The organism is Paenibacillus sp. JCM 18996 (assembly GCF_055392555.1).
In genome coordinates this window covers 3,572,088-3,598,074 of record NZ_AP043884.1, presented here as the reverse complement: position 1 = coordinate 3,598,074, position 25,987 = coordinate 3,572,088, and the positions used below count along the sequence as shown (strand labels likewise).

General features: G+C 49.2%; 23 protein-coding genes. 6 read left to right on the top strand and 17 right to left on the bottom strand.

Annotated elements, in window-relative coordinates; translation table 11 throughout:
- Window positions 1-18: 18 nt before the first annotated feature.
- Window positions 19-882 carry a patatin-like phospholipase family protein gene (locus ACZ5N7_RS17660; protein WP_464655931.1) on the bottom strand — a complete coding sequence of 288 codons (864 nt, stop codon included), beginning with the start codon at window positions 880-882 and terminating at the stop codon, window positions 19-21.
- A 182-nt stretch (window positions 883-1,064) separates the two neighbouring features.
- On the opposite strand from ACZ5N7_RS17660, the gene ACZ5N7_RS17655 reads away from it, so the two are divergent.
- The 5 genes from ACZ5N7_RS17655 (at window position 1,065) to ACZ5N7_RS17635 (ending at window position 7,416) form a co-directional block, all read left to right on the top strand.
- The gene (locus tag ACZ5N7_RS17655) at window positions 1,065-1,841 is read left to right on the top strand and encodes a GNAT family N-acetyltransferase (RefSeq protein WP_464655930.1); all 777 of its coding nucleotides are present in this window, start codon (window positions 1,065-1,067) and stop codon (window positions 1,839-1,841) included.
- Window positions 1,842-1,860: 19 nt separating this feature from the next.
- Window positions 1,861-2,814: a lysophospholipid acyltransferase family protein gene (locus ACZ5N7_RS17650; RefSeq protein ID WP_464655929.1), complete on the top strand. Its 954-nt coding sequence runs from the start codon at window positions 1,861-1,863 to the stop codon at window positions 2,812-2,814.
- Between the two features lie 33 nt (window positions 2,815-2,847).
- Window positions 2,848-3,810, top strand: a complete 963-nt coding sequence (locus tag ACZ5N7_RS17645; RefSeq protein ID WP_464655928.1) for a metal-dependent hydrolase — start codon at window positions 2,848-2,850, stop codon at window positions 3,808-3,810.
- A 327-nt stretch (window positions 3,811-4,137) separates the two neighbouring features.
- Entirely contained in the window at window positions 4,138-5,895 is a 1,758-nt protein-coding gene (locus ACZ5N7_RS17640; RefSeq protein ID WP_464655927.1) for an ABC transporter ATP-binding protein, read from the top strand.
- A gap of 192 nt (window positions 5,896-6,087) precedes the next feature.
- A complete protein-coding gene (locus ACZ5N7_RS17635; RefSeq protein ID WP_464655926.1) occupies window positions 6,088-7,416 on the top strand; it encodes a hemolysin family protein in 1,329 nt (442 codons plus the stop codon).
- Window positions 7,417-7,518: 102 nt separating this feature from the next.
- Here the strand turns inward: ACZ5N7_RS17635 and ACZ5N7_RS17630 are convergent, their stop codons facing one another.
- From ACZ5N7_RS17630 to ACZ5N7_RS17565, 14 genes are all read right to left on the bottom strand, one after another.
- On the bottom strand, window positions 7,519-7,719 hold the full coding sequence (locus tag ACZ5N7_RS17630; RefSeq protein ID WP_464655925.1) for a cold-shock protein: 201 nt from the start codon (window positions 7,717-7,719) through the stop codon (window positions 7,519-7,521).
- Window positions 7,720-7,925: 206 nt separating this feature from the next.
- Window positions 7,926-8,864 (bottom strand): hypothetical protein, encoded by a 939-nt coding sequence (locus ACZ5N7_RS17625; RefSeq protein WP_464655924.1) that lies wholly within the window; start codon window positions 8,862-8,864, stop codon window positions 7,926-7,928.
- Between the two features lie 586 nt (window positions 8,865-9,450).
- Window positions 9,451-11,541, bottom strand: a complete 2,091-nt coding sequence (gene ggt, locus ACZ5N7_RS17620) for a gamma-glutamyltransferase (RefSeq protein ID WP_464655923.1) — start codon at window positions 11,539-11,541, stop codon at window positions 9,451-9,453.
- A 345-nt stretch (window positions 11,542-11,886) separates the two neighbouring features.
- Window positions 11,887-13,119, bottom strand: coding sequence for a Gfo/Idh/MocA family protein (locus tag ACZ5N7_RS17615; protein ID WP_464655922.1), 1,233 nt, complete (start codon window positions 13,117-13,119; stop codon window positions 11,887-11,889).
- Between the two features lie 123 nt (window positions 13,120-13,242).
- The gene (locus ACZ5N7_RS17610; protein WP_464655921.1) at window positions 13,243-14,301 is read right to left on the bottom strand and encodes a Gfo/Idh/MocA family protein; all 1,059 of its coding nucleotides are present in this window, start codon (window positions 14,299-14,301) and stop codon (window positions 13,243-13,245) included.
- 51 nt (window positions 14,302-14,352) lie between these two features.
- Entirely contained in the window at window positions 14,353-15,180 is an 828-nt protein-coding gene (hisJ, locus tag ACZ5N7_RS17605; protein ID WP_464655920.1) for a histidinol-phosphatase HisJ, read from the bottom strand.
- A 4-nt stretch (window positions 15,181-15,184) separates the two neighbouring features.
- The gene (locus ACZ5N7_RS17600) at window positions 15,185-16,183 is read right to left on the bottom strand and encodes a Gfo/Idh/MocA family protein (protein WP_464655919.1); all 999 of its coding nucleotides are present in this window, start codon (window positions 16,181-16,183) and stop codon (window positions 15,185-15,187) included.
- A gap of 109 nt (window positions 16,184-16,292) precedes the next feature.
- Complete coding sequence (locus ACZ5N7_RS17595; RefSeq protein ID WP_464655918.1) at window positions 16,293-17,075, bottom strand: sugar phosphate isomerase/epimerase family protein; 783 nt, start codon at window positions 17,073-17,075, stop codon at window positions 16,293-16,295.
- A gap of 28 nt (window positions 17,076-17,103) precedes the next feature.
- Window positions 17,104-17,967: a sugar phosphate isomerase/epimerase family protein gene (locus ACZ5N7_RS17590; protein ID WP_464655917.1), complete on the bottom strand. Its 864-nt coding sequence runs from the start codon at window positions 17,965-17,967 to the stop codon at window positions 17,104-17,106.
- Between the two features lie 73 nt (window positions 17,968-18,040).
- The gene (locus ACZ5N7_RS17585; RefSeq protein ID WP_464655916.1) at window positions 18,041-19,018 is read right to left on the bottom strand and encodes a Gfo/Idh/MocA family protein; all 978 of its coding nucleotides are present in this window, start codon (window positions 19,016-19,018) and stop codon (window positions 18,041-18,043) included.
- A 22-nt stretch (window positions 19,019-19,040) separates the two neighbouring features.
- Window positions 19,041-19,871, bottom strand: a complete 831-nt coding sequence (locus tag ACZ5N7_RS17580; RefSeq protein ID WP_464655915.1) for a sugar phosphate isomerase/epimerase family protein — start codon at window positions 19,869-19,871, stop codon at window positions 19,041-19,043.
- Window positions 19,872-19,933: 62 nt separating this feature from the next.
- The gene (locus ACZ5N7_RS17575; protein ID WP_464655914.1) at window positions 19,934-21,316 is read right to left on the bottom strand and encodes an ABC transporter substrate-binding protein; all 1,383 of its coding nucleotides are present in this window, start codon (window positions 21,314-21,316) and stop codon (window positions 19,934-19,936) included.
- A 98-nt stretch (window positions 21,317-21,414) separates the two neighbouring features.
- The gene (locus ACZ5N7_RS17570) at window positions 21,415-22,302 is read right to left on the bottom strand and encodes a carbohydrate ABC transporter permease (RefSeq protein WP_464655913.1); all 888 of its coding nucleotides are present in this window, start codon (window positions 22,300-22,302) and stop codon (window positions 21,415-21,417) included.
- 12 nt (window positions 22,303-22,314) lie between these two features.
- Complete coding sequence (locus ACZ5N7_RS17565; RefSeq protein WP_464655912.1) at window positions 22,315-23,268, bottom strand: carbohydrate ABC transporter permease; 954 nt, start codon at window positions 23,266-23,268, stop codon at window positions 22,315-22,317.
- A gap of 302 nt (window positions 23,269-23,570) precedes the next feature.
- Here ACZ5N7_RS17565 and ACZ5N7_RS17560 point away from each other — a divergent pair, with 302 nt between their 5' ends.
- A complete protein-coding gene (locus ACZ5N7_RS17560) occupies window positions 23,571-23,816 on the top strand; it encodes a MerR family transcriptional regulator (RefSeq protein ID WP_464655911.1) in 246 nt (81 codons plus the stop codon).
- Between the two features lie 138 nt (window positions 23,817-23,954).
- On the opposite strand, the gene ACZ5N7_RS17555 is transcribed toward ACZ5N7_RS17560, so the two are convergent.
- Together ACZ5N7_RS17555 and ACZ5N7_RS17550 are read right to left on the bottom strand one after the other, a co-directional pair.
- Complete coding sequence (locus tag ACZ5N7_RS17555; protein WP_464655910.1) at window positions 23,955-24,869, bottom strand: dienelactone hydrolase family protein; 915 nt, start codon at window positions 24,867-24,869, stop codon at window positions 23,955-23,957.
- Window positions 24,866-25,954 (bottom strand): Gfo/Idh/MocA family protein, encoded by a 1,089-nt coding sequence (locus tag ACZ5N7_RS17550; RefSeq protein WP_464655909.1) that lies wholly within the window; start codon window positions 25,952-25,954, stop codon window positions 24,866-24,868. The genes ACZ5N7_RS17555 and ACZ5N7_RS17550 overlap by 4 nt, the downstream gene beginning before the upstream one ends.
- Window positions 25,955-25,987: the final 33 nt, after the last annotated feature.

The following is a 25,987-nucleotide window of genomic DNA, read 5'->3' as shown; positions in this document are numbered from 1 at the left end:
ACAATGGCCCGCTAAACATCACAATACCCCCACCGGGTCCTTTTCCAGCGCCTCTTTGATCTGATTGATCCGGCCCCGGGTATATTCATACCCTTTTTCGACACAGTTGCCCAGCTTGGAAAAATCGAACACTCCCACCGAGCCGACCTCCGGCTTCAGGACGATATTCGCCTGCATTGTATTGTGTTTGGCTTTAATCGCCAGGTTGATGGTCACCGTCCGGGCTATAATCGACCTTAAAGAGTCGAACGGCATATCAACCGGATCGGGGCACACAAGATCCACCGCAATCACCTGCTCCGCGCCCAAAGCGCGCACCGCGGCAACCGGGCAATTGTCCATAAGTCCTCCGTCAATAAGCACCCTGTCCCCGAACACAAACGGTTTGAACAGAACCGGTATCGACAAGCTGGCCCTTACGGCATCGGCCACTCCGATCTCTGGTATGATATCCACATCTTCGCAATCATATTTTAAAGGCCTTGAGACGAATAATACCTGCTTTGCGTGCCTTAAATCCGTAGCGGTGATACAGACCGGAAGTTTCAAATCGGTCATCTGAGCATGTCCGGTTTTGCCCGCGATGAAAGCCCGGATTCGTTCCCCTTTGATAAACCCTTTGATTTTACTGCCGAAATTAACAAATCTCGAGATAAAATTGATATAGTCGTAATCGAGGTATTTATTGCTGAAGGCCGGAATAAACTCCATTAACTCGGATGAGGTGTAGCCGTACGAATACAACGCGGCGACCATCGCACCGGAGCTTGCGCCCGCAATGTAATCGATCCGGATCCCGGCCTCCTCGAGTGCGGATAATACTCCAATGTGGGCGGTTCCCGCCACTCCGCCTCCCCCTAATGCTATACCTATTGTACCCATCCCAACAAACCTTTCTGTACCGTTATCTGATTAAGATGCTCAAAAACGATCCCGGCCATTCCCGAATATACAAAAAATTAACATTCCAATAACACCGTGTTAAACCTAGAAAGCTACAATGAATTTGCAATAACTTAATTTTAGTATACCTGTATATCTGTTATGGAAAGGTGAGTGACCCGATGAGCAAACCTGCCGAAATTTTGAAGCAGCAGCAGAACCCCCTTGTGGTGAGGCTTGCAGAGCGCACGGATGAAATAGAGCAGGCGTTTCGGCTGCGCTATGAGGTGTTTGTGGAAGAGGAAGGAAATACGAACTTGATCACGGACACCGGATTGGAGCGCGACGCTTACGATGAATACTGCGACCATCTTATCGTTGAAGATTTAAACGCGGGCAGGGTCGTTGGAACATATCGATTGCTTCCGGGGCGCAGAGCTCTGCAAAACGGAGGCTTTTATTCGGAGACCGAATTTGATCTGACGTCTTTTTCCGGCAGCAAATGGAACAGCCTGGAGCTCGGCCGAAGCTGTGTTGCAAGCGATTACCGGAACGGCAGGGCCATCCAGATGCTGTGGGAAGGGATTGCGGATTATATACGCAAAGAAGGATACCGCTATTTGATCGGCTGCGCGAGCCTCCATTCCAGCGGCACACAGGAGACGAACGAGGTTTACAGCATGCTGGCAAAGAGCGGAATGATCACGGACCGCTTCGGCATCCGGCCGCTTGACACTCACCGGGTGCAAGGCTTAAGCCTGCTCCCTATGGACTTGAACGAGAAAGAAATGTACCGCAGGCTTCCTCCCCTGTTAAAAGGATACTGCTGGCTGGGAGCGGAAATCGGCGGGGAGCCGGCATATGACCCTGCGTTCGATACGACCGACTTTTTTATCGTGTTGGAAGCCGACAAAATAGCCGGTAAATATAAGCGGCGTTTTCTTGGAAAAGAAGCATGACCGAGGACGGGGGATAAGGTTGTACGACTGGATCGGAAAAATGACGGAAAGCGAACGTCTGTTAAAATGGGTGCGTCTGCTGATTCCACGGCCCGTTGTGCTCATGGCCTGTTTTATTATAAGCCGGGTGATGCTTCTATGCGCCGGTAAACTTAAGGCACGGGTGATGGATAACATGCAGGAGACGCTGAAGAGCCTGGACCATGACGACGTTCGCCGCGGCACCAGGAATTACTTTTTCAACCTTTGTGCGACCATGTATGAACTTCTTATCGATTCTCCCGCCGCGCAGCCTAATAAATCGAAGCCAAGGTTCACATCGGAAGGGGAAGCCTTTCTGAAACAAGCGTTAAGCCAAGGAAAAGGCGCGATCATCTTCACGCCGCATACCGGCAACTTCTTCTATTACTACTGGCATTTATCGCAAAAATTTCGCTGCATGACGGTTGCAACCGCGCAAAGCCAGGAGCTCCGGCCCATCTACTTGAGGTTTGAGCAGATGGGCTGTAAAGGACTCGATTACGATATCACGCCTCCACTGCAGATGATGCGCAAACTGCGCGGGCACCTGCAGGAAAATGGAGTCGTCTTACTGCTTGGCGATTTCTATCGCCCCAATTTCCCGCCGTCCACGTTATTCGGCAAGCCCACACGGAGTCCCATGGGAGCCGCAGTGTTGGCTTTGGAGCAGCAGGCGCCTGTCATTCCATTTTACGGCTGCCGAAGCGACGGCTTTAATCACAAGCTGGTATTCGGCAAACCGCTGCATCTGCACGAAGAGTTCGAACGCCATCAAAGATCCGAGGCGACAAACAGGCTGAACAAAACCTTGGAAGATGCGATAGCTCTGGTGCCGGATCAATGGTTTTACTGGTTCAACGCGGAGGAACGGTGGCAGCCCGAGGGCGGCGGGAAAGAACTGGCAGAGGATCAGGACACTGTGTGGCTTAAAAAAGATACGGTTCAGTTTTGATACTCGCTCATGAACAATAAGGAGGAGATCGTGATGGACACAGCGAGTCATTTGGTGCTCGGCGCGACGCTGGCTGGACTGGCGTATGTCGACCCTGCCCTGGTACAAGATCCGAATTTGGCGAATGCCGTGCTTACGGGGACTTTAATCGGATCGCATGCCCCGGATTTTGACACTGTGTTGAGGGTAAAAGGTTTTGCGGCCTATATCCAATATCATCGGGGGATTACTCATTCCATCCCCGCCTTGTTTATATGGCCCGCCCTCATTGCCCTGCCGCTTGGTTTCGGATTTGGCGTGCTGCAGCATTGGTTTGTTTTATATTTATGGATCTTCCTCTCGGTTGTTCTGCATGTGCTGCTCGATACGCTCAACTCTTACGGAGTGCAAAGCACCCGTCCGTTTTCAGCGCAATGGGTCCATCTGGATATCCTCGCGATTTTTGAGCCCTTCTTGTTTGTGCTGCATTGTGCAGGATTAGTGCTCTGGTTCTTATACGGATATAATCCGGCTGTTATATTTCCTTGGATCTACGGGATCAGCTTTTGTTATATCCTGCTCAGGTCATGGCAGCATTATGTTCTGGTCAACCGGGTGGCAAAGGAGCTTCAGATATCGGGCATTTGTCATGTCCTCCCAAGCTTCCATTGGTTCCATTGGCAGTTCGTGATCGAATCGGAGGATTGCTTTTATACGGGCAAAATCATTCATAGGCAGATCCAGCTGGAAGCCTCGTACCCTAAGGAAGAGAAGAATACAATTATCCTCGCTACGATGGGAATTGACGGGGTCCGGGCTTTCCTCAGATTCGCGCAGCGCATCCATGTCACCTGCAAGGAAGTAGCGGACGGCTATGAAGTGAGCTGGAGCGACGTCCGTTTCAGCTATGGGCGCAAGCTTCCCTTCGGTGTCGACGTGCGGCTTGACCGGGAGATGAATGTCATTTCCGAGCGAATCGGATGGCGCAAGAAATCGTGGGAACCGCCGTTTGTGTGAGGGAGAAGAAGCGTCCCCATTCCCCTGTTCTCTTTCACTTGTGCTCTTCTCGCTATATCTCTGAAGGAGCTTATTCTTGGAAAATTGCACATCGATCTTTCATTGTGAGGCTATGGGCGTTATACTTGACGGAGAGCAGATACAACGAGAATTCACGAGTAAGCCCTGCGAGATAAGACAACACAATGGTCGGACTGTCATCTCGAGAGTTCACGAAAGAAGTCTTGCGGGATCAGCGAAAGCAATTAACGCCTTGTCGGGGCGTTATTCTTGTTTTTCTTGCTGCTTTTCCAACTACCGGCCATTTTTAAAGGAGTAACCTACCCTATGTCCAGCTTTAAAACCTACCTTACGTTTGTAAAGCCCTACTGGAGGCTTGTGCTGATAACCGTCATCATCGGAATGATCAAATTCGGGATCCCGCTTACATTGCCAGTGATTATGAAATATGTGGTCGATGATTTACTGCTCGGTCCAATGCCCGCCGCAGTCAAGACGCAAAAGCTGGCTTACGTGATGCTGGGTGCCTTTGCGCTGTTTGTAGTGGTGAGGGCCCCTATCGAGTACATGAGGCAATATTTTGCCCAGCTGACGACGAGCAGAATTCTTTATGATCTGCGCAACCGGCTGTACGAGCATATCCAAAAGCTGTCTCTGAGGTACTATCACAATCATAAAACGGGTGAAATCATCTCCCGGATGATCAACGATGCGGAGCAAACGAAAAGCATAGTCGAAACCGGCATGATGAATGTCTGGCTTGATTTATTTACCTTGTCGATTGCCGTCGGCTTTATGTTCCATATGGATTTTGGATTAACGCTGGCGGCCCTGGCTGTTTTCCCCTTTTATGCTTTCTCCGTCAAGAAGCTGTACAGGAATTTGAAGAAACTGTCCAAGTCAAGGTCTCAGGCACTAGCGGAAATGCAGGGATATCTTTATGAACGGGTGAACGGAATTCCGGTGATCAAGAGCTTTACGCTGGAAAAAGTGGAAAGAGAAAGGTTCGGCGAGAAAAACGGCAATTTCCTGAAAAAAGCGCTGGCTTTGACCAAATGGAATGCCCGGACCAATGCGGTTATCAACACGCTGACAGATGTAGCTCCTTTATTGGTTTTGTCCTATGGCGGTTACCAGGTGATCCAGGGGCACCTCACTTTAGGTGCATTTGTCGCCTTTTTCGCTTATTTGGACCGTCTGTACAGTCCGCTTCGCCGCATCGTCAACTCTTCCAACGAGCTGACGCAAGCCGGGGCCTCGCTGGAGCGTGTCATTGAGTTTTTGAACGAGCCTTACGATATTTCGGATGCCCCGCACGCCAAGCGCGTGAACGAAGTAAAAGGCGAAATTGAGTTTGATCGTGTCTATTTTAAATATCAAGGTTCGGAAGACTGGGTATTAAGAGATATACGGCTAAACATCCAGGCGGGAGAGACGGTGGCTTTTGTGGGAATGAGCGGCGGGGGGAAATCCTCCCTGATCAGCCTGATCCCGCGCTTTTACGATATCCAGCAGGGAAGGATTCTATTGGATGGGACAGATATAAAGGACATAACAATCAAAAGCTTGAGAAACCAGATCGGCATGGTGCTCCAGGATAATATTTTATTTAGCGGCAGCGTGCGTGAGAATATCCTGTTTGGAAAGCCCGGCGCTTCGGAGGAAGAGATCATTCGCGCGGCGATAGCGGCTAATGCGCACGATTTTATCGAGAGCCTGCCGAATGGGTACGATACCGAGATCGGTGAACGGGGCGTCAAGCTGTCCGGCGGACAGAAACAGAGGATGGCTATAGCGAGAGTATTCCTTAAAGATCCCAGGATCCTTGTACTCGACGAGGCCACTTCTGCCCTGGATCTGGAGTCTGAGCACTTGATCCAGGAATCTCTGGAAAAGCTGGCTAAAGACAGAACCACTCTCATTGTCGCACACAGGCTTTCCACCGTTACCCATGCCGACCGGATCGTACTCATCGAGAACGGGGAGATCAAAGAAACAGGCACCCATGAACAATTGATGAGGCTGGATGGGGCTTACGCCCGGTTATTCAATGTGCAGAATTTGAAAGAAATTGCAGAGTATTAAATATCTTCTTTTGAATACTAATCGAATAACCTGTATAATAAAGATATTTTATACTGCAAAAATGTTGTGGGGTGAGTCCATTGGGAAATTGACGGTGAAATGGTCCAAACTTAAACTGGGAGCGCCGTAATCCGGATTTTACATTTAAAGGAGGTGTACCTGTCCAGCCGCGTGGCTCGGATAGGGATATTATTGAGTAACGACCCGTTACCCATTTGGTTAAATCTTGTTATTGTTCTGGTTCTTGTACTGCTGAACGCTTTCTTCGTCGCCGCGGAATTCGCTTTGGTTAAGGTAAGGAGCAGCCGCATCGATTCGCTCGCAGAGGAAGGACACCGCAACGCGAAATACACCAAGAAAATATTAAACAATCTGGACGCCTATTTATCCGCCTGCCAGCTCGGCATCACGCTCGCTTCCCTTGGTTTGGGATGGATCGGCGAGCCCACTGTCTCCAAAATGCTGGAGCCTCTTTTTATCAAGATGGGATTGAGTGATGTATGGCTTCATTCGGTTTCCTTTTTAGTCGGCTTCATTCTTATTACTATATTCCATATCACCTTAGGGGAACAATTTCCCAAAACGTACGCGATTCGAAAAGCGGAGAATGTATCGATGTTGTCGGCGGCTCCGATGGTGCTTCTGTATAGAATCATGTATCCGTTTATCTGGATGCTGAACGGTTTGTCCCACTGGATGCTGCGCTTATCCGGAATCGAGCCGGCGGCAGAGCATGATCAAGCCCATACGGAGGAAGAAATCCGGATTTTAATGAAGGAAAGCAACAGGAGCGGTTTCATTGACAATAATGAATTGAAGCTTGTTGATAATATATTTAACTTTGCGGATACTACGGCTAGAGAAGTTATGATTCCGCGGACAGAAATGGTTTGTTTATACGCGAACAGCAGCTATGAAGAACAGCGCCAGGCCGCTTTAGATGAAATGCATACGAGATTTCCGATTTGTGAAACGGATAAAGACAGCATCATCGGTTTTGTCCATATCAAAGACCTTTTGAAATACACCGATCTTGAGGATATTAGAACCATTATAAGACCGATACTGAATGTACCGGAATCTATGCAGATCAGCGAACTGCTGAAGGTTATGCAGAAGAAGAAGTCACAGATGGCTATTTTGATCGATGAGTACGGAGGCACTTCAGGCCTGGTCACGGTCGAGGATATTATCGAGGAAATTGTGGGGGAAATACAGGACGAATTTGACGAAGAACGCGCAAGCATTGAAAAATTGCCTGATGATACTTATTCCATTGACGGCTTGCTGCTGATTGATACTGTAAACGAACATTTTGGACTTGAGATAGATACGGAAGATTACGACACGATTGGCGGTTGGATGTATTCGAAAGTAGAGATTCCTCCAAGCAAAGGACAGCAAGTGAAGTGCAGCGAGGATTTTGAATTGGTTGTCGAGGAAACGGACAATTTGCGGATATCCAGGGTAAGGCTTCGTAAATTGCAGAAAAAACAGACGTTGGAACCGGTTGAACAATAAACGAGAGGAGCTTGGGAAGGCAGCTTTCCGGGCTCTTTTTTTTTGTGCACACGAAAAAGCCTGCTCTTGACACATCGGCAAGAACAGGCCAATTGGGTTGGTTTAAAGTTTCACAACGTTCTCCGCTTGCGGACCGCGTTGGCCTTGTACGACATCAAATTGTACACGTTGGCCTTCATCCAACGATTTGAAGCCTTCACCCTGGATGGCAGAGAAGTGGACAAACACATCCTCGCCGCCCTCTCTTTCGATAAAGCCAAACCCTTTTTCCGCGTTAAACCATTTCACTGTTCCTGTTTCCATTAATAAACAACCTCCAGAATTTAAATATACCTATGCCAGATTGTAGTTTAGCACACCTATTATTTATACCCATATATAAGGAAAGTTAAACAGCCGCAAATCATATTGTGCAAAAATGTTGATAGGACTCCCGTTTTTTTGTCCGGTGTGCACATGCAAAAAGATCTGCCCTGGAGCAGATCAAATTTATAATGGTTTGTTCATTTTTACTCCTTTAAACCGGACCATCCGGCAAAATCATGAACCGCATATCCTGTATAGGGGGCCCGGCTTTTTAAGGTATCGTTTACTATGCCCAGTTCCTTCATCATTGCAGCTCTTCCTTTATTGTAAAAGGTAATGGGACCTTCGCTGCTTGGCAAAGTTTCCACCGCAACAATAAGGGGCTTGCCGCTCTTCTCTGCTTCATTCATTTCAACGGATACACTGTTTATGATATCGGCTGCATTGTCGCGATAAGCCATCAGTGTCGTTTGGTCCAGAGTGCGGATCATCCAATTGGATAAGGTGGTGCGGACTCCCAGTTCGTCGTAGACATACAAGTTTTCCAGCCAAGACGGCATATCCGCTCCGGCGGTCAAACCAGGCGTATCCATTTTCATTTCTTCCACAAAGCCGCTAATCGTATCTCTCCATAATCCTATCATCTTGTCGGGATCATTTGCCCACTCTTTTGTGACGTAAGGCTCTACATCGAGATGGATTCCCTTAAACCTGGACTGGACCGGCGCGCTGTCGTTGTAAACCCGTACCCACTCGATAAATTTGTACAGGTTAATTTGCTGGTCCGGAAGTACCCAGTTGGCAGCTCCGCCTAAAGCATGAACCTCAATGCCCCGGCCTGCGGCCTCCCGGATAAAAGAGCGGTAACCGGCCTTGGAAACACTCGGATCAATTTGCAAAAACAGAAGATTAACACCGTTTTGCTCAAGAAATTGAAATGTGCTCACCCGGTTGTCCAGCAGTTCTTTCGTCTTCCAAAGATAAGTGGATTTATATATTGGACGGTCAGCTGAGGCAGCATAAGAATGATTTGTGAGGGAATCATGTGTATGAAGGATGACAGGGATTTGGAGCAAAGTCAGACAGAGGATCATTACCTTTGCCAGGAAGCCTGGCCGGAACAATAAAGTTTTCCTTTTCACCGGATCACTCCTTCATTTAGTGAAAACGCATTCATATTATATGTTTGTTTTTCATTTAGACCATCCCCATGGTATAACTTATGCAGAAAGATGCGTCTTAGGAACCTTAAAAGTCAAATATGAAAACCCCCTCCGGTAGACAAAAGTTAATCCATACTACTATGGACTTCTTTTTCACTGTCTAACGAAAGGGGACAATCCCGCGTAAGAATTTTTGCAAGCTTCCTTTTGGGTGAACTTTCAAAGGATTATTAAATTTCTTCCCCCTGAACGAATGTAATAGCACCAGCCTTTTCTTCCATTTGTTCAAGGGCTTCTTCTCCAGGCGCCATTGCGACTTGGAGTTTCTTATTATCCAGCTTAACGTGAAGGAACTGAGCACTACAGAATGGAAATTAACGCATTAGGCAGCAACGGTGAAATCCGAGCTGCTTTTTTATTTTCATATTGAAGCTTCCAAAAGGATTAAGAATGTCGAACAAAAACCCGATCTTCTCTAAAATAGAGGAGGTCGGGTTTTTGTTTAGGGAATCCGCTAGACGTGGCAATCCGTCATATACAGACCTTATCAATTACACACTTGCTTCTATCTCGTAATTTTATACTTATCTTCCTTATAGGCTTTTTCCACCTCGTCTGACCCTTTATCCGTTTCCTTCTGTAAAAGCACTGTGCGGCTATCATTATCCCAGGATACGTTGTAACCCAACGATTCGGCGGTTGCTCTCACAGGCAGATAAAGAGTGCCATTAATTTCAAGCTTGTTTACTTTCAGCTTGATTTCGTCGTTTCCGAGGCCAAGGATCAGTTTATCCGCGGCGATATAACTGCTGCCATCCTTGATCATCACCTGGGAGGCGGTGTAAGGGTAGGCGAGCCCGTTAATCTTCAGTGTGAACGTGGCTTGCTCCTGCGGCTGTGCCGGGCTCGGCCTGTTCGCCGTAAAGGTTACGCCATCAACGCCAAGCACTGTGCCTTCCCGCGTGTTGTCCGCTCCCCCGTACATCCTGCCGCTATCGGCATCGAAAATAACCGCCTGGACGTTCCCGATATTATCCGGTTTTTCCGCCATTCGATGCCCTTTGCCCAGCAGCGCGAGTACGACATCCTGATCGATCCCAGGTTCCCAATCGACATTCGGATAAGAGCTTGAATAAATACGCGGAGTGACAATCGCCTGTTGAATCGGAAGCTTGTGGTCGATCACATTCATGATCGTCTGCGCAACGGAAGCGATGATGGTCGGCCCGCCGGGTGATCCGACGGCCATGAACGGTTTCCCGTCCTTCAAAACCAGTGTAGGCGACATACTGCTCCGGGGCCGCTTGCCCGGTTCCACCTGATTCACTCCGCCGGGCACCGCATCGAAATCGGTCATCTCGTTGTTCAGCATGAATCCGTAGCCGGGCACCATAATACCGGAACCGAACTCCATTTCAATCGTGGTCGTATAAGACACCATATTGCCCCATTGATCCATAACGGAGAAATGCGTCGTTTGGCCAATCGGTTTCTCCTCTTGGACCTTTGGTTTTGGCGCCGCTGTTTTGTTTTCATATTTCCAAGGGTCGCCCGCTTTAATCGAAGCGGTTGCCCGGGTCGGATCAATCAGCTCTCTTCTCTTGCTGATGTATTGGTCGTCCAGCAGTCCTTGTTTTGGCACGGGATAAAAATCCTCATCCGCCATATATGCAGCACGGTCTGCGTAGGCCAAATGCATGGACTCGATCAAATGATGCAAATAATCGGCCGAATTGACCCCCATCTTTTGGACATCGTAGCCCTCCATCAGCTTTAGGATTTGCAGAACGGTGAGACCGCCAGAGCTTGGCGGAGACATGGAAGCCACTTCAAAACCGCGATAGGTGCCTCTTACGGGCTCCCGCTGCTTTGCCGTATATTTTCTGACATCATCCATCGTCATGGAACCGCCGCTCTTGTTGACTTCGGCAACCAGGGCTTCGCCCACTTCGCCGTTGTACAACACATTGGAGCCTTTCTCCTTAATCAGCTTTAACGTTTTGGCCAGATCCCGCTGTACAAGCAAATCTCCTTCCTTTAGAGGTGAACCGTTGGGTACGAAAACGCTGGCTGCCGTCCCGAATTTTTCCAGCTTCGCTTTATTGCTTTGTATGTATTTGGCGGTAGCCCAATTGACCGGGACGCCTTGTTCGGCATAGCCGATAGCCGGGTCGATGACCTGGGAAAGCGTCTTAGTCCCGTATTTCGCCAGCGCCGTCTCGACTCCTTTTAACGTTCCTGGCACCCCTACCGCTTTGCCGTTCGTGTGGCGCTCTTCAAAAGGAACCGGCTCTCCTTTCGCATCCAGAAACAGCTGGGGGGTGACATGCTCGGGAGCAACTTCGCGGCTGTCGATGATCGAGATTTCATTGGTGTCCTTCTTATAGATCATCATAAAACCGCCACCGCCGATGCCTGACATCATCGGTTCCACGACATTCAGAGCCATTTGGATGGCAGCAGCGGCGTCGACCGCATTCCCTCCTCGTTCCAGAATCATTCGCCCTGCTTGGGCAGCCAAGGGATGGGACACAGCTACAATGCCTTTTGAAGCTCCTTCTGCCGACGGATCGATACCTGGCACAGCTGACAGAGCAGGTGTTGCGACAGAGAAAGAAATAACAACCGACACAAGCAATAAATTAAGCGCTTTCAATAATAGCCCTCCTATCAATTCCTAATAGAAACCTTTGGTTATTACCCGTTATCAAAGGCGTTGAAACATTTGTTCAAGCTGGTGTGTTTTTTATGCTTTGCCGTGTATAAATTTGTACAAATTCTGATACTATGCACCGGTCAAGCTCTAACTAAACGTTCTCTCGCTTTTAAAAAGGAATCTCCCTCATGTCTGGGTTATATATGCGGACGGTATATTTTCAATAACCCGATGGCCAATGCTCACGCACGACGCAGTGCGATGATCCGGACATTCTCGTATCCTCTTGGTCAAGGGCTGTACATTTTCATGGATCTTGCGTGCTGATGAGGGGCTCGGCTACCCTTACGATTCGGGCAGAACATCTGACATTGGCAACCGAAGCTTCCTGTAACCGGACATCTCGACTTTGGCACCGGGTACGCTCCACGGAATGGAGAGCTCAGAAAAGAGCTTGCCTCTCTCGGAAGCCTCAGAGAACAGTTCTCGAATGCCTGGTATGGTGGTGGCAATCGTATCCTCCTCAGGTCGGATATCCAGAGCCTCTTTAGGTATCGGGTGGATACGGCCTGTCGAAGTAAATGCGCCGTTGGCCGTCAACAGAAAGCTGCGGCTTTCGGCAAGCGAACAAAATAATTCGTCCTCCTCCCCCCGTGTATTTTGAATCATATTGATGTACATGTTGCGGAGCAAACTTTCGTCTCCAAACGAGTAATTCTCAGTTTTCCCCTGCTCATCGGTGTAGGTCAGCTTATTCTCGTATGTCCAGTGCAGCTGTCCGGCGGTACCTTCCACTTTGATATAAGGAGTTTCGTTCGCGGCATTGCATAAAGTGGTGTATATATGGACCAGTACGTCGTTTTTGGTCATTACTCTTACACAGGCGGTGTCCTCCGACTCAATATCATGCCCTTTGTACAGCTCCGCCTGAACCCATTTCGGCTCGGCTTGTGCGGCATGGCCGGCGCCTGCAGCCAGCAATGCGTTATGCACCAAATGGGCAAAAGGGTTGCAAAGCGTGCCGTCCAGCACGTATTCCCCGTTATATACAATGGCGCCTGCCCAGTAAGTCCGGTCGTAGTACTGCTGCGTTCTTTTCCACATGCCGACAGCTGTGACCGTTTTCAATTCGCCGATCAGACCTTCCCGTAATTGCTGCAGCATGAGCCGGAACGCTTTTCCCGAGGTATTCTGGAACTGCACCGCCGCCAGTCGGCCTGTCCGCCGCTGCACCTCGATCATTGCATCCAGGTCCTCAATGGCCACAGCCGGGGGCTTCTCGAGCAGTACGGGAATTCCGGTTTCCAGGGCATCGATGCACATTTGTTTATGTAAGGGGATCGGCGTGGCAATGACGACAAAATCCAGGCCGGGATGCTTCAGCATTTCTCGATAATCGGCATAATGCCGAGCTCCGATCGCTTCCAATTGCTCCTTCTGCTCTGGCGATTTATCCGCATTGGGTTCGCAAAATGCTGGGCACGACAATACGCCCTCCCGAGTTAAACGGGAGATGATTTCAGTATGGGCCTTCCCAAATCCGCCTATCCCAATTAATGCCGCTTTAATCGGATTCATGTTCTCCTCCTTCAATGTCAGGCTGTTTTTGTAAGCGCTTCTACCAGAAAAACCAATTAATGTATAACTCTTCAAATCAGCTTGCAAAAAAGGACCCGCCTCAGCAGAGCCCTTTTGTGCTTGTCAGAAATGAATTTCAATGCCTTTTTCCCCGGATTCATAGATGCCGCATAAAATTTTCATCATTTCCACGCCGTCCTGCACCGGACTCAGCGTCTTTTTGCGGCCGAGGATGCTGTCCACGTAGTGGTTGATTTCGTTCTGGAAGGCATACGCAAAATCGAACGACAGGTGATCCACCTGCGGCGTCAGATTCAGCACGGTGTCGTATTTCTCGCCGACAATGGCCAATTCCGGCTCCAATTCCGCCCCGCCTTTGTCCCCGTACAATTTTACCGCCAGTTCATCCTTCTTGGCATGGAGGGTAAAGCTGACGTCCACAGCCAAAGAAGCGCCGTTATCAAACCGGATTAAGGCATTCGCCATATCTTCAACCGTGTTCTTGCTCGCATCGTAATCCGCCGCTTTGTAGAAAGAAAGATTCTTGACATTGGAGCGGTTGCCTAATCTGTTGTACACGTTGGCGCTGATCGATTTGACCTTCGGCTTGCCCATCAGGTACCAGCATATATCGATGACGTGGACGCCTAGGTCGATGAGAGGGCCGCCGCCGGATCTTTCCTTATCCGAAAACCATCCTCCCGGATTGCCTAACCGACGCAAGCAGGACGCTTTGGCGTAGTAGATTTCGCCCAACTCCCCGGCATCGATAAACTGCTTTAGAATTTGCGTATTGGAGGCGTACCGGCGGACAAAACCGACCTGCAGCAGCTTCCCGCTCTCCTGTACCGCCTTCTCCACTTGCAAAGCTTCTTCCACTGTTTTGCACAGCGGCTTTTCAACAAGCACGTGCTTCCCAGCCTGCAGGGCGTCGATGCTGATCTTGGCGTGGGTGTTGTTCCAGGTGCAGATACTGACCGCATCGATGTCCTTGTCGGCGAGCAATTGGCTATAATCCGTGTATACCTTGGAAGCGCCATACTGTTCGGCCTTATCCTTCGCCCGCTGCTCATTCAAATCACAGACGGCATAGAGCTCGACATCCTGATTTTTTTGATAAGCGTTAAAATGAACCTCCGAAATGGAACCTGCTCCGATCACGCCGATTTTTAATTTGGACATCGTTATCTCCCCTTATATTGTAGTGTACTGTAACGACTTGCTGACTCGACACTAAACGGCATTCGCCTTTACAGTCCGCTCAAACCATTCCCAATCCTGTCCCACATGACTGGGACGATGGGCATCGGAGCCGAATACGCACGGGACGCCCTCTTCTATACATTTGCCGATGAACCAGGCCGGCACGTACGGCTTGCCGCAGGTGGATACCCGGAGCCCCGCCGTATTGACGTCGACGCCTACACCCGATTGAACAAGCTTCGGAAGCAGCCGCTTCAAATGATGCTCGATCGAGGACGGATCGACAGGAGGCAGTTCCTTCGCAAACTTCTCGATCAGATTGATGTGTCCGATACGTTTGCGTCCCGGCAGTCCGGCCGCAAATTCGATGGCCAGCTCCACGTGCCGGTAGTACTCTTCGACTACCCGCTCCATCGAACCATAGTGCTCAATCAAGCCTTTTCGGAAATCTGCCGTCGTATAATCGATGCATCGCATGCCCCCCGTACCAGGCAAATAGTGCACCGACACCACCAAATCGTCCAGCAGATGCGACCAAGGCTCAATCAGCTTGAGCGAAAACGATTCCTGGCCCGGCAGAAAATCCAGCTCCAGGCCGACCGTCACTTCAAGCTTCCCTTGATAATCCTCCTTGGCTTTGAGCACGTGATCAAAATAAGCCGGAAGTTCCCAAGGCTCCATCGCGATTTCCTTAAAAAGCTTCTCGTCTTCAAGCCAGCCTTCAGGCAAAGGAGGGTGCTCGCTCACCGTGTACCGGTCGAATCCGAGCTCCACTGCCCTGTCCAGATAAAGCCTAAGTTCTTCCCCATTGCCATGAGGACAAAACTGCGTGTGGGTATGCCCGTCCCATTTGATCATCGGTTTACTCCCTCCCGCTTGCTGAATCGGCCGGGAATACAAGTCCCATTTGCCGCCTGGCTTCGTCCATTATTTCCATAACAGCCATGGAGTTAGCGAAAGAGTTGACACGTGACTCCAGCTTTCCATTTTTCAGCAAACCTATAAATTCTTTAACCTCATAATACATCGCATCGCCGATCTGGGCTTGGGAGATATCTTCTATCGCGCCGTCCCTGTAACGGATTTCCACCTTATCGGGCTCGCTGATTTTGTTGATGACCATCGTGCCATTCTCCCCCTGGATTTCGGAAGGAAGCTGCGAATCGGTGATTTTGGAATACATGATGACCCCATCCATCTCCTTGTACTTCACAACGAGGCTCCCTTCCCCGTCCGCTCCGGAACCCAGCATCACGCCCTCCGCCTTGATCCGCTCAGGCTTCCCGAATAGCACGGCCATCGGATATATGCAGTAAATGCCGAGGTCCATCAAAGACCCGTTGGAAAACGCCGGATTAAAAGCGTTAAGCACCGTGCCTTGTTTATAGGCGTCATAGCGCGAGGAATATTGGCAGTAGCTAGCAAAATAGCGGCGTATCTGTCCAATTTTATGTAAGTTGTCTTGAATGGCCCCAAAATTAGGAAGAAGCGTCGACTTTAAAGCCTCCATCAGCAGCACGTTGTTCCTTTGGGCCGCGCTGATCATGCTATTCAGTTCATATGCATTGGAGGCTATCGGCTTCTCACACAAAACATGCTTCCCATAGTCCATGCAGAGGATCGCATGCTGAACATGGAAGGAATTGGGGCTGGCGATATACACGGCGTCAAACTCAGGACTACATGCAAATACTTCCAAATCTGTGAAAATGTGTGTGACATTATACTTCTCGGCAAATTCCTTTGCCCGCTCCTCCGTTCGTGAATAAACGGCGGTCAAAGCGAATTCCTCCGTCAGTCGGGCCGCTTTAATGAAACGCTCTGTGATCCAGTTGGTGCCGATAACGGCAAATCGTATCATAGGACTCCCTCTCTTCAACCTGGTATGGATATCTTCTTTTATTGTAAAGGAAGATGTCCCGGGAGACCAGTTTTCTGCTGCTTTCACCTCCAGGTGCTCGCGAGGACAACTAATCCTCGGCCGATGTAAACGTTTTAAATTTCCGGTCCAAAAAATGTCTGGCGTCCGCGGTTTCTTTTCTGAAATCGTTCCATAAGCATTCGATCGAAATACGTCCGTCATACCCGGCCCTCTGTATGCAATCGACCAAAGTATCGTAAGGGTAGTCGCCCATTCCGGGAGCATAGCGGCTGTCCGAGACATGGATATGCTTGATCCGGTCCTTATATATTACGATATTTTCAAGCGGTTCTCCTTCTTTATGCATGTGATAAAAATCAGCCAGCGCATGGATCGATTTCCGATTCACTTTATTGGCAAAATCGATCGCTTCCGGAACACTGTTAATGATGTTGGATTCGGTAGTGTTTAATGGTTCTATTACAATGGTAATGCCCAGCGGATCAGCGTAGTCCGCTATCAAGTGAAGAAATTTGACGATCTGCTCCTCCGCGTGTCCTCTCGAAAAACCGTCCGGCAAACTGCGCGCGCCGCCGCTTCCGAACACTATGGTTTCTCCGTCGATTGTTTTTACCCTTTCCAACGCTTTCTCCAGATAGCGCCTAATGCGGTCGGTGTCCACGGACGGGCCGACGATCTTCAGTTCCCTGGGCAGTAAAATGTTGAACGCTTCCACAGGCACCGGGCTGTCCAGGAACCTGTCCAACGTTTCCTGAAACTCGGCGTCGCTTTGTTCCGGCTTTAGAGAAACCACCGTACACTCGACAAAATCAAAGCCGGCTTCATGAACGATATGAGCCTGTTCGATACTGGTGCAAACTCCGAATTTCACTGGTCCATTTCTCCTCCCTTTTTGCGGATCATACTTCCGACCAAAGCCGTTTGGCGTTTTCCATTCCAATTCTCGAGCCTGATCTGCAGTCCTCCATGCCTTCGAACTCAATGGAGATATAGCCGTCATAACCGGACTGCTTGATCACCCGCACAATTCCCCTGATGTCGATATCTCCCTGCCCGACGATGGCACCCCTTAAATAATTGCCGCTAGTTGTCTGGAACCAGCCTTCTCCGGGGTTGTTATAGGACGGGCGAAGGTAAAAATCTTTCAAATGGATCATGGAAGCGTAAGGCAGATTCTTTTTCACGGCAGCGACCGGATCTTCATCCACGCACATGAAATTTCCGATGTCCATAGTGGTTTTATAATTGGCCCGCCCTACCGCCTCAATCAATCTCTGCACTCTATCGCTGGCCTGGACAAAGAACCCGTGGTTTTCCACACTCGTCGTAATGCCGTACTGCGCCGCATAATCGGCAATCGTTCTGCAGGCGTGCACAAGCAGTTCCAGATCCGACTCAAAGCGTGCGATCGAGCACTCATTCTTGGGGCGGAATGCCACATCGTGGCGCATCCGCTTAACTCCCAGCCGGCTTGCGATATCCACATGCTGTTTGACACGCTCAATTTCTTTCTCGTACCCCGCCTGGTTGTCTTTAATAAAATTGGCGGAAATGTTGTAACTGGAAAGCTCCAGACCTGCTTCGCCCGCCTTGTCACGTACGGCATCGGCAAGATCAGGGTCATCCTCAAAAGAGAATCCGAAAGGAGAAATTTCGACATGCTGTCCCCCGTTATCCGCAATCCATTGAATCGCCGCAAAAATATCCATTTCACCCGCTTTAATCACCCTTGACAAACTGTACGTGCTTAATCCGATTTTCATCGTTTTAGTCCCTCCCTTTGTCAACAACAGCAGAGATGCCCTGCCGCAATAAAACGGGAGCATCTCCTTGTTTTTATACTGCCATCTCCTGCGAAATAGTAACCGGCCGTCCCCACTTGGCGGAATCGTTTGCGGCCAGCGTGACTTCCAAAGTTTTCAGCGCTTCCTCATAAGGGGCAAGGATGAAACTGTGGTCTCCGGTGACGATGGCTTGGATAAATGCATCGTCCTGCTCTTTGTAAAAGTTAACCTGGCTCTTGTAAGTGGTCGTCTGCTGTTTTTCCGCAATAGTAAGCGTAGTCCCATCCAGAGTCAAGCGGAACCCGCGTCCGATGACTTCAAGGCTGGAACGTCCGTCAGGCTGTTCGACAAAAGAAGTATCGAGGTGCCCGATCGCGCCCGACTCAAAGACTACATTGACCGAGCAGACATCCGGAATGTTGATTCCGGGAATATCATCCATCACTCTCAGAGCCATATCAGCCGACACCTTCTTGATGTCGCCTGCCAAGTATCTCATTAAATCCAGATTATGAGTGGTCTGTTCCACAAGCTGCCCGCCAGATTTAGCCATATCCCTCCACCACGGCGTTTCTACGAAGCCTCCGAAGCGATGGGCGCGCACCATGGCCACCTCTTTACCCTGTAAGTATTCTTTGGCTTTGGCAACTGTGTCCAGATAGCGCAGGCAGTATCCTGTTGCGGCAATAATATTGGAGCTTGAAATCAACCGTGCCTTTTTTCTCACCATTTCCATCTCCAGGCCTAGAGGCTTTTCCACAAGAAGATGTATTCCACGGCTAACCGCCTTTTCTTCGATTTCCTGGCGGGCAAAAGGAGGCACGCACACCACAAGGGCATCCAACTGTTCCATTTCCAGCATTATGTCAAAATCCGTATATGGGGTTACACCGTACTGATTGGCGATTCTATCCGCGTTAGCCTGCACTATATCGCAAACAGCCACAAGCTTTGACTGCTGGTTTTCATTGAAATATTTTAAATGCTCCGCTGCTATTCCGCCCACGCCGACTATTGCCATACGTATCATTTGTCCTGCTCCTCCGTTTTGGTTATTTCGGTTCCCCGCCGATGATGACGTCTATATGTCTTGCCGTATCGAATATTAACTGCTCTGGATAGCTTGCGTACGGATCAATCTCTGCGGTCAGCACATCGTTATAGCCGATTTCCTGTAAAGCGAGCCTCACTTCTGTCCAGTTGACATCTCCCGCGAGCAGCGGCACAAAGCCATTATAGTTGCCTACAGCCGGTTTAAAATCTTTTACATGGACCCTCTGGATGCGATGTCCCAGAATACGGATCCACTGTTCAGGATAGCCGAAGAGCAGAACATTGCCCACGTCATAGTAAGCGCATACACAAGGGGAATCGAATTCATCGATATAACGTGCCATTTCGAGCGGTGACAGCAGGAATTTATTCCAAACGTTCTCAATCCCCATTTTTACCTTATACTTTTCCGCGCAGGGCAGCAATTTGTTCAGCTCTTCCTGGCTGCGCTTATAGCAGGTATCATACGAAATTCGATCGTTCACTCTGCCAGGGACGACCAGGATCGTGTCTATGCCAAGCATACTTGCGAGTTCCAGCTGCTTTTGGATCGATTGTCTCGCCTGCTCGCGGACGGATTCATCTTCAGATGTCAGCGGATATTTGCCCAATAATTCAGTGGACAGGCTGCGAAGCTGCAGACCATACTGATCAGCCAAAGCGCCGATGTGTTCCGCTTCAGCCGATGTGGTATCCATTGTCAGGCCTACACCGCCTGGCGCGTACAAATTCAGTTCAACGGCGTCGTAACCGGCTCGTTTGCAGGTTTCAAAAATGGTTTCCAATGGAGTGCCTGCCGGAAAACACCATTGGTTGATTCCTTTGAGCATAGTTTTGATTCCTCCAAGTTTCACATGTGATAGGGGCGGGGACAGCCCCACCCCTGGCTTACTTATTTCTGGCTTGCGGACCATTTTTCCGCACGGGACTGCAGATCGTCCAGGAATCCTTTGATGTCAGGCGCTGCTCCGGTTGCCGCTTTACTGGCGAATCCGTTGATCGCAGGCACGATATCGCTCAGGAAGAACGGATTGGCTTCATCCAGCAGCTCCGAGTGGCCGACATTTGCGATTTCCAGCGCGGTCTTCACATACTTATCCTCCGGCAAAAGAAAATCGGGATTCTTCAGTGTCGGCGTATAAGCGAAATACTGGTAATTATGCTTCTGTGTTTCATAGCTGGCAAGGAACTTCATTACTTCCCAGGAAGCCTTTACGTTCTTCGCATCCTTGGACATGATCATGGGGTCAACCGCAACCCAGCCCTCGCCTTTAGGGCCCATGTTCATTCTCACTTCAAATCGGTCAAGCAGATTCTTATCCTTCTTCGTACGGAACTGGCTCATCGTGGAACCTCCGGTTTGATCCAGTCCGATAGCGATATTGTTTTTGTCCAAACCGAAGTTTTCCGCACCCTGCGCATTTACGAATCCCGGAGGAGCCAGCGGAGCCGCTTTCTTGATCCATTCCAGCACTTTGACCATTTCGGGGGAATTCAGCTTCCATTTGATATTCTTCATATCTGCCAGGCTTCCTTCTGCGCCTTTTGCATTATAGGCTAACGCTAAAGCGACGATAGTGGAACCATTGAGAGAGTTTCCGCTCCAGTATATGCCGTAATTCTGTTCTCCGGTTTTCGGGTTTTTGCCGTTTATTTTCAACGCATTTTCCAAAACTTCCTCCGGAGTCGGTTTGCTGCCCAGCGGCGCTACTCCCCAATCGTCAAACAGCTTCTTGTCAAAAATGGTTTCCCGTCTGCCAAGCACGGCCGGAATACCGAATTGTTTAGTTCCGTCAAGCGATTTGGTGCTGTACGATTTGTTCCAAACCCCATCAAGATAAATGTCCGATTTAAATTCCGGGTCCGATTTGATGAGATCGTCGATCTCTTTGAGCAATCCCTGCTGATACCATTGGGCCGCATAGGCTCCCCCGGTGTACAGCACGTCCACTTCCTTGGACATCATCATAGCATACTGTTTGGCTTTTGCGTTTTCCCACGGGATCTGATAAATTTCCAATTTGATTTTCGGGTATTTCTTATAGAAGGTGTCTTTTAAAAATTGGTTCAATCCAACGGTTTCCGCACCTGTCAGAGGGTCGATCCCGTTCTCCAGCGTCCAACCCGCGAGTGCCACCCTCACAGTCCCCGAAAGCCCATCGCCGCTGTCTTTGCTGTTCGAGCCTGAAGCCGGTTCCGAGGAGGAGCAGGCTCCAAGAGTTAAAAGAGATAATGCCAACGGTATTGCCATCCCAGCGCGTGCCCACTTTTTCATAGAAGAACTTCCCCTCTCATTCTGATTGAATGTTCAATTTCCTGCTTTATTTATCCGGCAGCCTGTCTTAGTCACCTCCCGGGCGGATTCCGAAATCATCATTGTTTGATCCCTGTAAGGGCAATGCTCTCGATTATGTATTTTTGGAGAGAGAGATAGACGGCGATCACCGGCACCAGACTCACTGTGGTGGCTGCCATAATGATAGACGGCAGATGGTTGACCCCGTTATTGTAGGTAAACATAGCCAGTCCGAGCTGGATCGTGTATTTCGCAGAGTTTTTCAAGACCAGCAAAGGCCAGAGCAAATCGTTCCAGACCCCCAGGAAGAGCAGGATTACCATGGTGGCCACAATTGGTGTGCAGAGCGGAAAATAGATCCTTGAGAACACGGTGAATTCTCTCGCCCCGTCCATAATGGCGGCCTCCCTCAGACTGGAAGGGAGTTGGTCGATAAACGCTTTTGACAGGAAAGTCCCGAATGCATAGTTCACCGCCGGCAGGTAAAAGGCCCAATAAGAATCGATCAACCCCATTTTGGTGAACAGCAAATACTGCGGGATCATCGTCATTTCAAAAGGAATCATCATTGTGCTCAGAGCCAGCACCAGCACAAAATTCGAACCTTTGAATTTGATTTTCGAGAGCGCATATCCGGAAAGAAGGGCTGAACAGCAGCTGACCAGAATGACACCGGCACTGATTAACGCCGAATTCAGGATGTATTTCATCATCGGAACGTTCGTAAACGCGGCTTTATATGTCTTCACAGAAGGTTCTTCAGGCCAAAATTTGGGTGGGAACGTAATGTTCAGTCTGGCCCCCCAATCAAAACTGGTGGAGAGCATCCAAATGAGGGGAACGATCATGATCAGAGAGCCCAGGCTAAGCATAATGATAATAAACCACTGTACCGCCCTCTCTCTTCGTTTTCTTGAACTGTGCTGAAGTTCATTGCCAGGTACGATCACGTTTCCTTGAGCCATTGTTCTTCCCCCTCAATCGAAACTGTCTTTCTTCTTGTTCAATCCAAGCAAAAGCACGGTCAGAATTAAAATGACAATAAACAGCAGGTACGAAGCAGCTGTAGCCAAGCCCATCTGGGACGCAAGAAAAGCGTTTCGGTAAATATAGAGCACAGAGGTCATCAAGGTTCCGCCGGGGTTCCCCGCTGTACCGCCAATTAACCACACATCCGTAAACCGCTTCATCGCGTGAATGGTTCCCATAATAATCATGAATACAAAGATGGGCCGCAGGTACGGGATGGTAATGTATCTCCACTTCTTCAGGCCGCTTGCCCCGTCCACCTCCGCGGCTTCATACAGATCCCTGGGAACACTCTGCAGCCCTGCGATAAAGATAATTGTGTTATAGCCGAGGGCCCCCCACATGCTCATTAAAACAATACTGAATCTTGCATATTTCGGGTCGGTGAACCAGCCTATGGGGCTGATATGGAACACTCCCAATACGAAGTTGAGCAGGCCTTCTTTGGTTGGGGCAAACAGGAAGGAAAACAGCAGAGTCGTGGCAACCGCCGATATGACATTCGGTAAAAAGTAAATTCCTTTGAAAATGTTTTTCCCTTTGGTCCACTTTACGCTGTTAATCAAACTGGCGAGTATAAACGAAGCGGCGATACCCATAACTACCGACAAGAATCCCATATAAAAGGTGTTGTAGAGAGATTTCCAAAAAACCGAGTCTTTTAAGGCATAGGCGTAATTGCCGAAACCGACCCATTTCCCGACCAGAGCCGTACCGGCTGTTTGCTGAAAACTTAGAATCAACGCTGCCAGCATAGGGTAGATCGCGAAGGTGAGCACACCGATAATCAAAGGAGAACAAAACAGAAACCCTGTCAAATCATTGCGGTTGAATAGTCTTTTACTTCGCTGTGCGGCCGGTGCTTGCTTCAAATTCACTTTGAGCTCCGTTTCGATTGACATAATCACTCACCCCTTTTTGTAACTCCCGCTTGGTCACTCGTTTCTGAAGCTTTTTTTCAATTTTAGTCGACAAGGTGAAATTTAAAAATAAGAGAAATCTATAGAATTCATTGTAAATTTCCAATTTTCACCTAATGTAAGAATATCAAAGAACATGGAGCCAGTCTATAATTTATGTTATAAAATCTAACAAACAAAATGAAATATTAATAAAATCAGGATTAAAACCCCTTGTCAAATAGTAGATATGTAATATAACATAACATTAATAGAGAGATCATGCGTATAGGAGATGAGAAATCATGGCTTGGGCAGAAAAGAAAGTAATCTCTATCGGAACTGTCAGCAAGCTGAGCGGGTTGTCCGTCCGTCAAATCCGCTATTACGAGGAAAGGAAGCTGCTTTTTCCTGAAAGAACCGAGGGAGGAAACCGATTGTACTCTTTTCGCGACGTGGAGAAATTGGTGAAAATCGCAGCGCAGATGGAAGAGGGTTATCATACATATGAGATTCAGCGGCTGGAGATAAAGAAAGCTTCACAAGCTTGAGGAAATTGGGGAGGGCTGCAGGGAAGCGCATTTCGCCGGAATCCAGTCTGCTGCTGCAGGTATCTGGACCTTTATGCTGCGCTTCCCTCCGGAAGTTGGTGAAATCACGCTTTTCCGGCGTCCCTTAAGCCCGACCGATTACAGCCATTTGCCCAAAAATGCCATTACTTCCGAGCGCATCCCGGGGGTCTCCTGATGCCCGGCTTCATATCTTTGAAGGCTCCAGGCTTCCGGCGCATTTTCCTCACGGTAGACGCTTTTCAATTCTGTATCGATTTTGTCTAAACCGTCCCGGGGGGTGAGCAAATCAAATAAACCGTTTAGGCTTAGATGCGGTCTGGGTGCAATTAATGCGTTGATCTGTGCCGTCGTAAAATGCTTCAACAGGCCGGGAACATAATAATAAATTCCATGGCCGTCAAGGCCCTGATTTTCTATAAGGGCGTGGAAATCGGTCATACAACAAAGATCGACGCAAACCTTGATCCGCCGGTCCAACGCGGCCGCCCACCAGGCCATCGTGCTTCCCATAGACATTCCCAAAGTGGCAATCCGCTGCGAATCCACATCCGGCCGCGTCACCAGGTAATCGACCGCACGCAGTGTATCGTAAACCATCATGCCCCACATTACCCGGCCCGACCAAAGCATCTCTTTAAAGATCATACTTTCTGTACGTCCTTCTGCATGGCGCTCTCCAAAGCCCCAGGCGTCTATGCTTATAGCCGAGTACCCTTTCTGTGTCAGCTGTTCCGCGTAAGGGGGCACCTGCATGTAAGGGGCTCCCGTGAGCAGCTCGTTTTTGCCTGCTGTATAAAATCCGCCGTGAGAGTGATTGAATACAACGGCGGGCGAGGGCCCTGCCATATTTTTCGGACGTACGAAATAAGCGGGTACTGGCTCTATTCCATTGAGGTGCAGCACCAGCTTTTCCAATATGTAGGTTTCCCGTTCTTCCTCGAATAGTTTATCGACGGTTATTTCCTTCCGGCTGGGCAAATCTCCAAGCAGCCTGTAAAGCTCCGCTCTCCTCTGTGCGTTTTGCAGGTTCATGGTACTCGTAATCCTCCTTTTTGAAACGAAGGATTTTGACGGAAGCATTCCTCCATTACGGCGACCTGCCGCCTGACCTGCTCGACGGTTACCTTTAAAGGCGTCCCGCTGGTTAGCGTGTCATAAAGCATCGTATAAAAAGACGCAGCCATCGAAAGAAAAAGATCCTTGCCCGCTTCTTCAGTAATATCCCAGCTGTCTTCATGCCAAATTAACTGTTCTCCGCAATAGGCCGGTGTCCCATCCGATTTGCTTAAAGGCACTGAGACCAGCCTCTGCTCCGGAGTTTCCTCAGGTTGGAAATATTTCCATTCCAAATGGGAGGTCGATCCCCGCAATCCGCCTTGTGTTCCTTGCACATTGTATGTATAGCCCGGATACGCGCAGCAGGATGAGATTTCCACGTCAATCGTCGGACGACCTTCGCCCTGAAGCAGCAGCTTTACATAATCTTCCGCATCTCCGAACGTGTTGGCGCTATCCATGCTGCATGTAACCTGAGGCTGTGCATCCGGTCCGAACAGCTGTAATGCCTGGTCGAGCGGATGAGGGCCGGTGTTAAGCAAATTCCCTCCGTTGTTCTCTTGAAGCGTCTGCCAGTCCCATCTCCTGGAAAAACCGTTGTAGGCAATGCTGATCTGTACAATACGGCCAAGGATTCCGGATTCTATAACCTTTCCCATTTTCTCAAAGGCAGGGGCAAAACGCGATTGCTGAAATACGGCTAACAGCTTTCCGGAACTTTCTGCAGCCTTGATCAATGCGTCGACCTCTTCCGTTCTTCTGGCGAGCGGCTTCTCACAAAGCACGTTAAACCCGCTTTGCAGGATATCCATCGATATCGGCACATGCAGATGACTGGGCGAAGCATTTACAATCAAATCCAGATCCGTTCTATCTAACAGTTCGCGGTAATCCGCATAAGTATCGCAACCGAGTTCCTCTTTAGCCCTGTTTCGCCGCTCCTTGAGCGGATCAACCACCGCGGCAATATTATAATATTCAGGCATTTTGCTTAAAGAATAGGCGTGAATATCTCGTCCGCTTCGGCCCTGCCCAATGATCCCGACGTTTAATGTCTTCATTCTGTTCACCTCTCCAAGGTTTTTCGTATCCTT

What these genes read in the sequence shown, in the direction of transcription:
- ACZ5N7_RS17615 (WP_464655922.1), bottom strand. Translation starts at nt 13,119, where the DNA reads ATGAATCCGATTAAAGCGGCATTAATTGGGATAGGCGGATTTGGGAAG.
- ACZ5N7_RS17555 (WP_464655910.1), bottom strand. Translation starts at nt 24,869, where the DNA reads ATGAACCTGCAAAACGCACAGAGGAGAGCGGAGCTTTACAGGCTGCTT.
- ACZ5N7_RS17590 (WP_464655917.1), bottom strand. Translation starts at nt 17,967, where the DNA reads ATGAAAATCGGATTAAGCACGTACAGTTTGTCAAGGGTGATTAAAGCG.
- ACZ5N7_RS17640 (WP_464655927.1), top strand. Translation starts at nt 4,138, where the DNA reads ATGTCCAGCTTTAAAACCTACCTTACGTTTGTAAAGCCCTACTGGAGG.
- ACZ5N7_RS17655 (WP_464655930.1), top strand. Translation starts at nt 1,065, where the DNA reads ATGAGCAAACCTGCCGAAATTTTGAAGCAGCAGCAGAACCCCCTTGTG.
- ACZ5N7_RS17645 (WP_464655928.1), top strand. Translation starts at nt 2,848, where the DNA reads ATGGACACAGCGAGTCATTTGGTGCTCGGCGCGACGCTGGCTGGACTG.
- ACZ5N7_RS17585 (WP_464655916.1), bottom strand. Translation starts at nt 19,018, where the DNA reads ATGATACGTATGGCAATAGTCGGCGTGGGCGGAATAGCAGCGGAGCAT.
- ACZ5N7_RS17550 (WP_464655909.1), bottom strand. Translation starts at nt 25,954, where the DNA reads ATGAAGACATTAAACGTCGGGATCATTGGGCAGGGCCGAAGCGGACGA.
- hisJ (WP_464655920.1), bottom strand. Translation starts at nt 15,180, where the DNA reads ATGATCAAATGGGACGGGCATACCCACACGCAGTTTTGTCCTCATGGC.
- ACZ5N7_RS17630 (WP_464655925.1), bottom strand. Translation starts at nt 7,719, where the DNA reads ATGGAAACAGGAACAGTGAAATGGTTTAACGCGGAAAAAGGGTTTGGC.
- ACZ5N7_RS17575 (WP_464655914.1), bottom strand. Translation starts at nt 21,316, where the DNA reads ATGAAAAAGTGGGCACGCGCTGGGATGGCAATACCGTTGGCATTATCT.
- ACZ5N7_RS17610 (WP_464655921.1), bottom strand. Translation starts at nt 14,301, where the DNA reads ATGTCCAAATTAAAAATCGGCGTGATCGGAGCAGGTTCCATTTCGGAG.
- ACZ5N7_RS17565 (WP_464655912.1), bottom strand. Translation starts at nt 23,268, where the DNA reads ATGTCAATCGAAACGGAGCTCAAAGTGAATTTGAAGCAAGCACCGGCC.
- ACZ5N7_RS17570 (WP_464655913.1), bottom strand. Translation starts at nt 22,302, where the DNA reads ATGGCTCAAGGAAACGTGATCGTACCTGGCAATGAACTTCAGCACAGT.
- ACZ5N7_RS17580 (WP_464655915.1), bottom strand. Translation starts at nt 19,871, where the DNA reads ATGCTCAAAGGAATCAACCAATGGTGTTTTCCGGCAGGCACTCCATTG.
- ACZ5N7_RS17600 (WP_464655919.1), bottom strand. Translation starts at nt 16,183, where the DNA reads ATGATACGATTTGCCGTTATCGGCACCAACTGGATCACAGAGCGTTTC.
- ACZ5N7_RS17660 (WP_464655931.1), bottom strand. Translation starts at nt 882, where the DNA reads ATGGGTACAATAGGTATAGCATTAGGGGGAGGCGGAGTGGCGGGAACC.
- ACZ5N7_RS17560 (WP_464655911.1), top strand. Translation starts at nt 23,571, where the DNA reads ATGGCTTGGGCAGAAAAGAAAGTAATCTCTATCGGAACTGTCAGCAAG.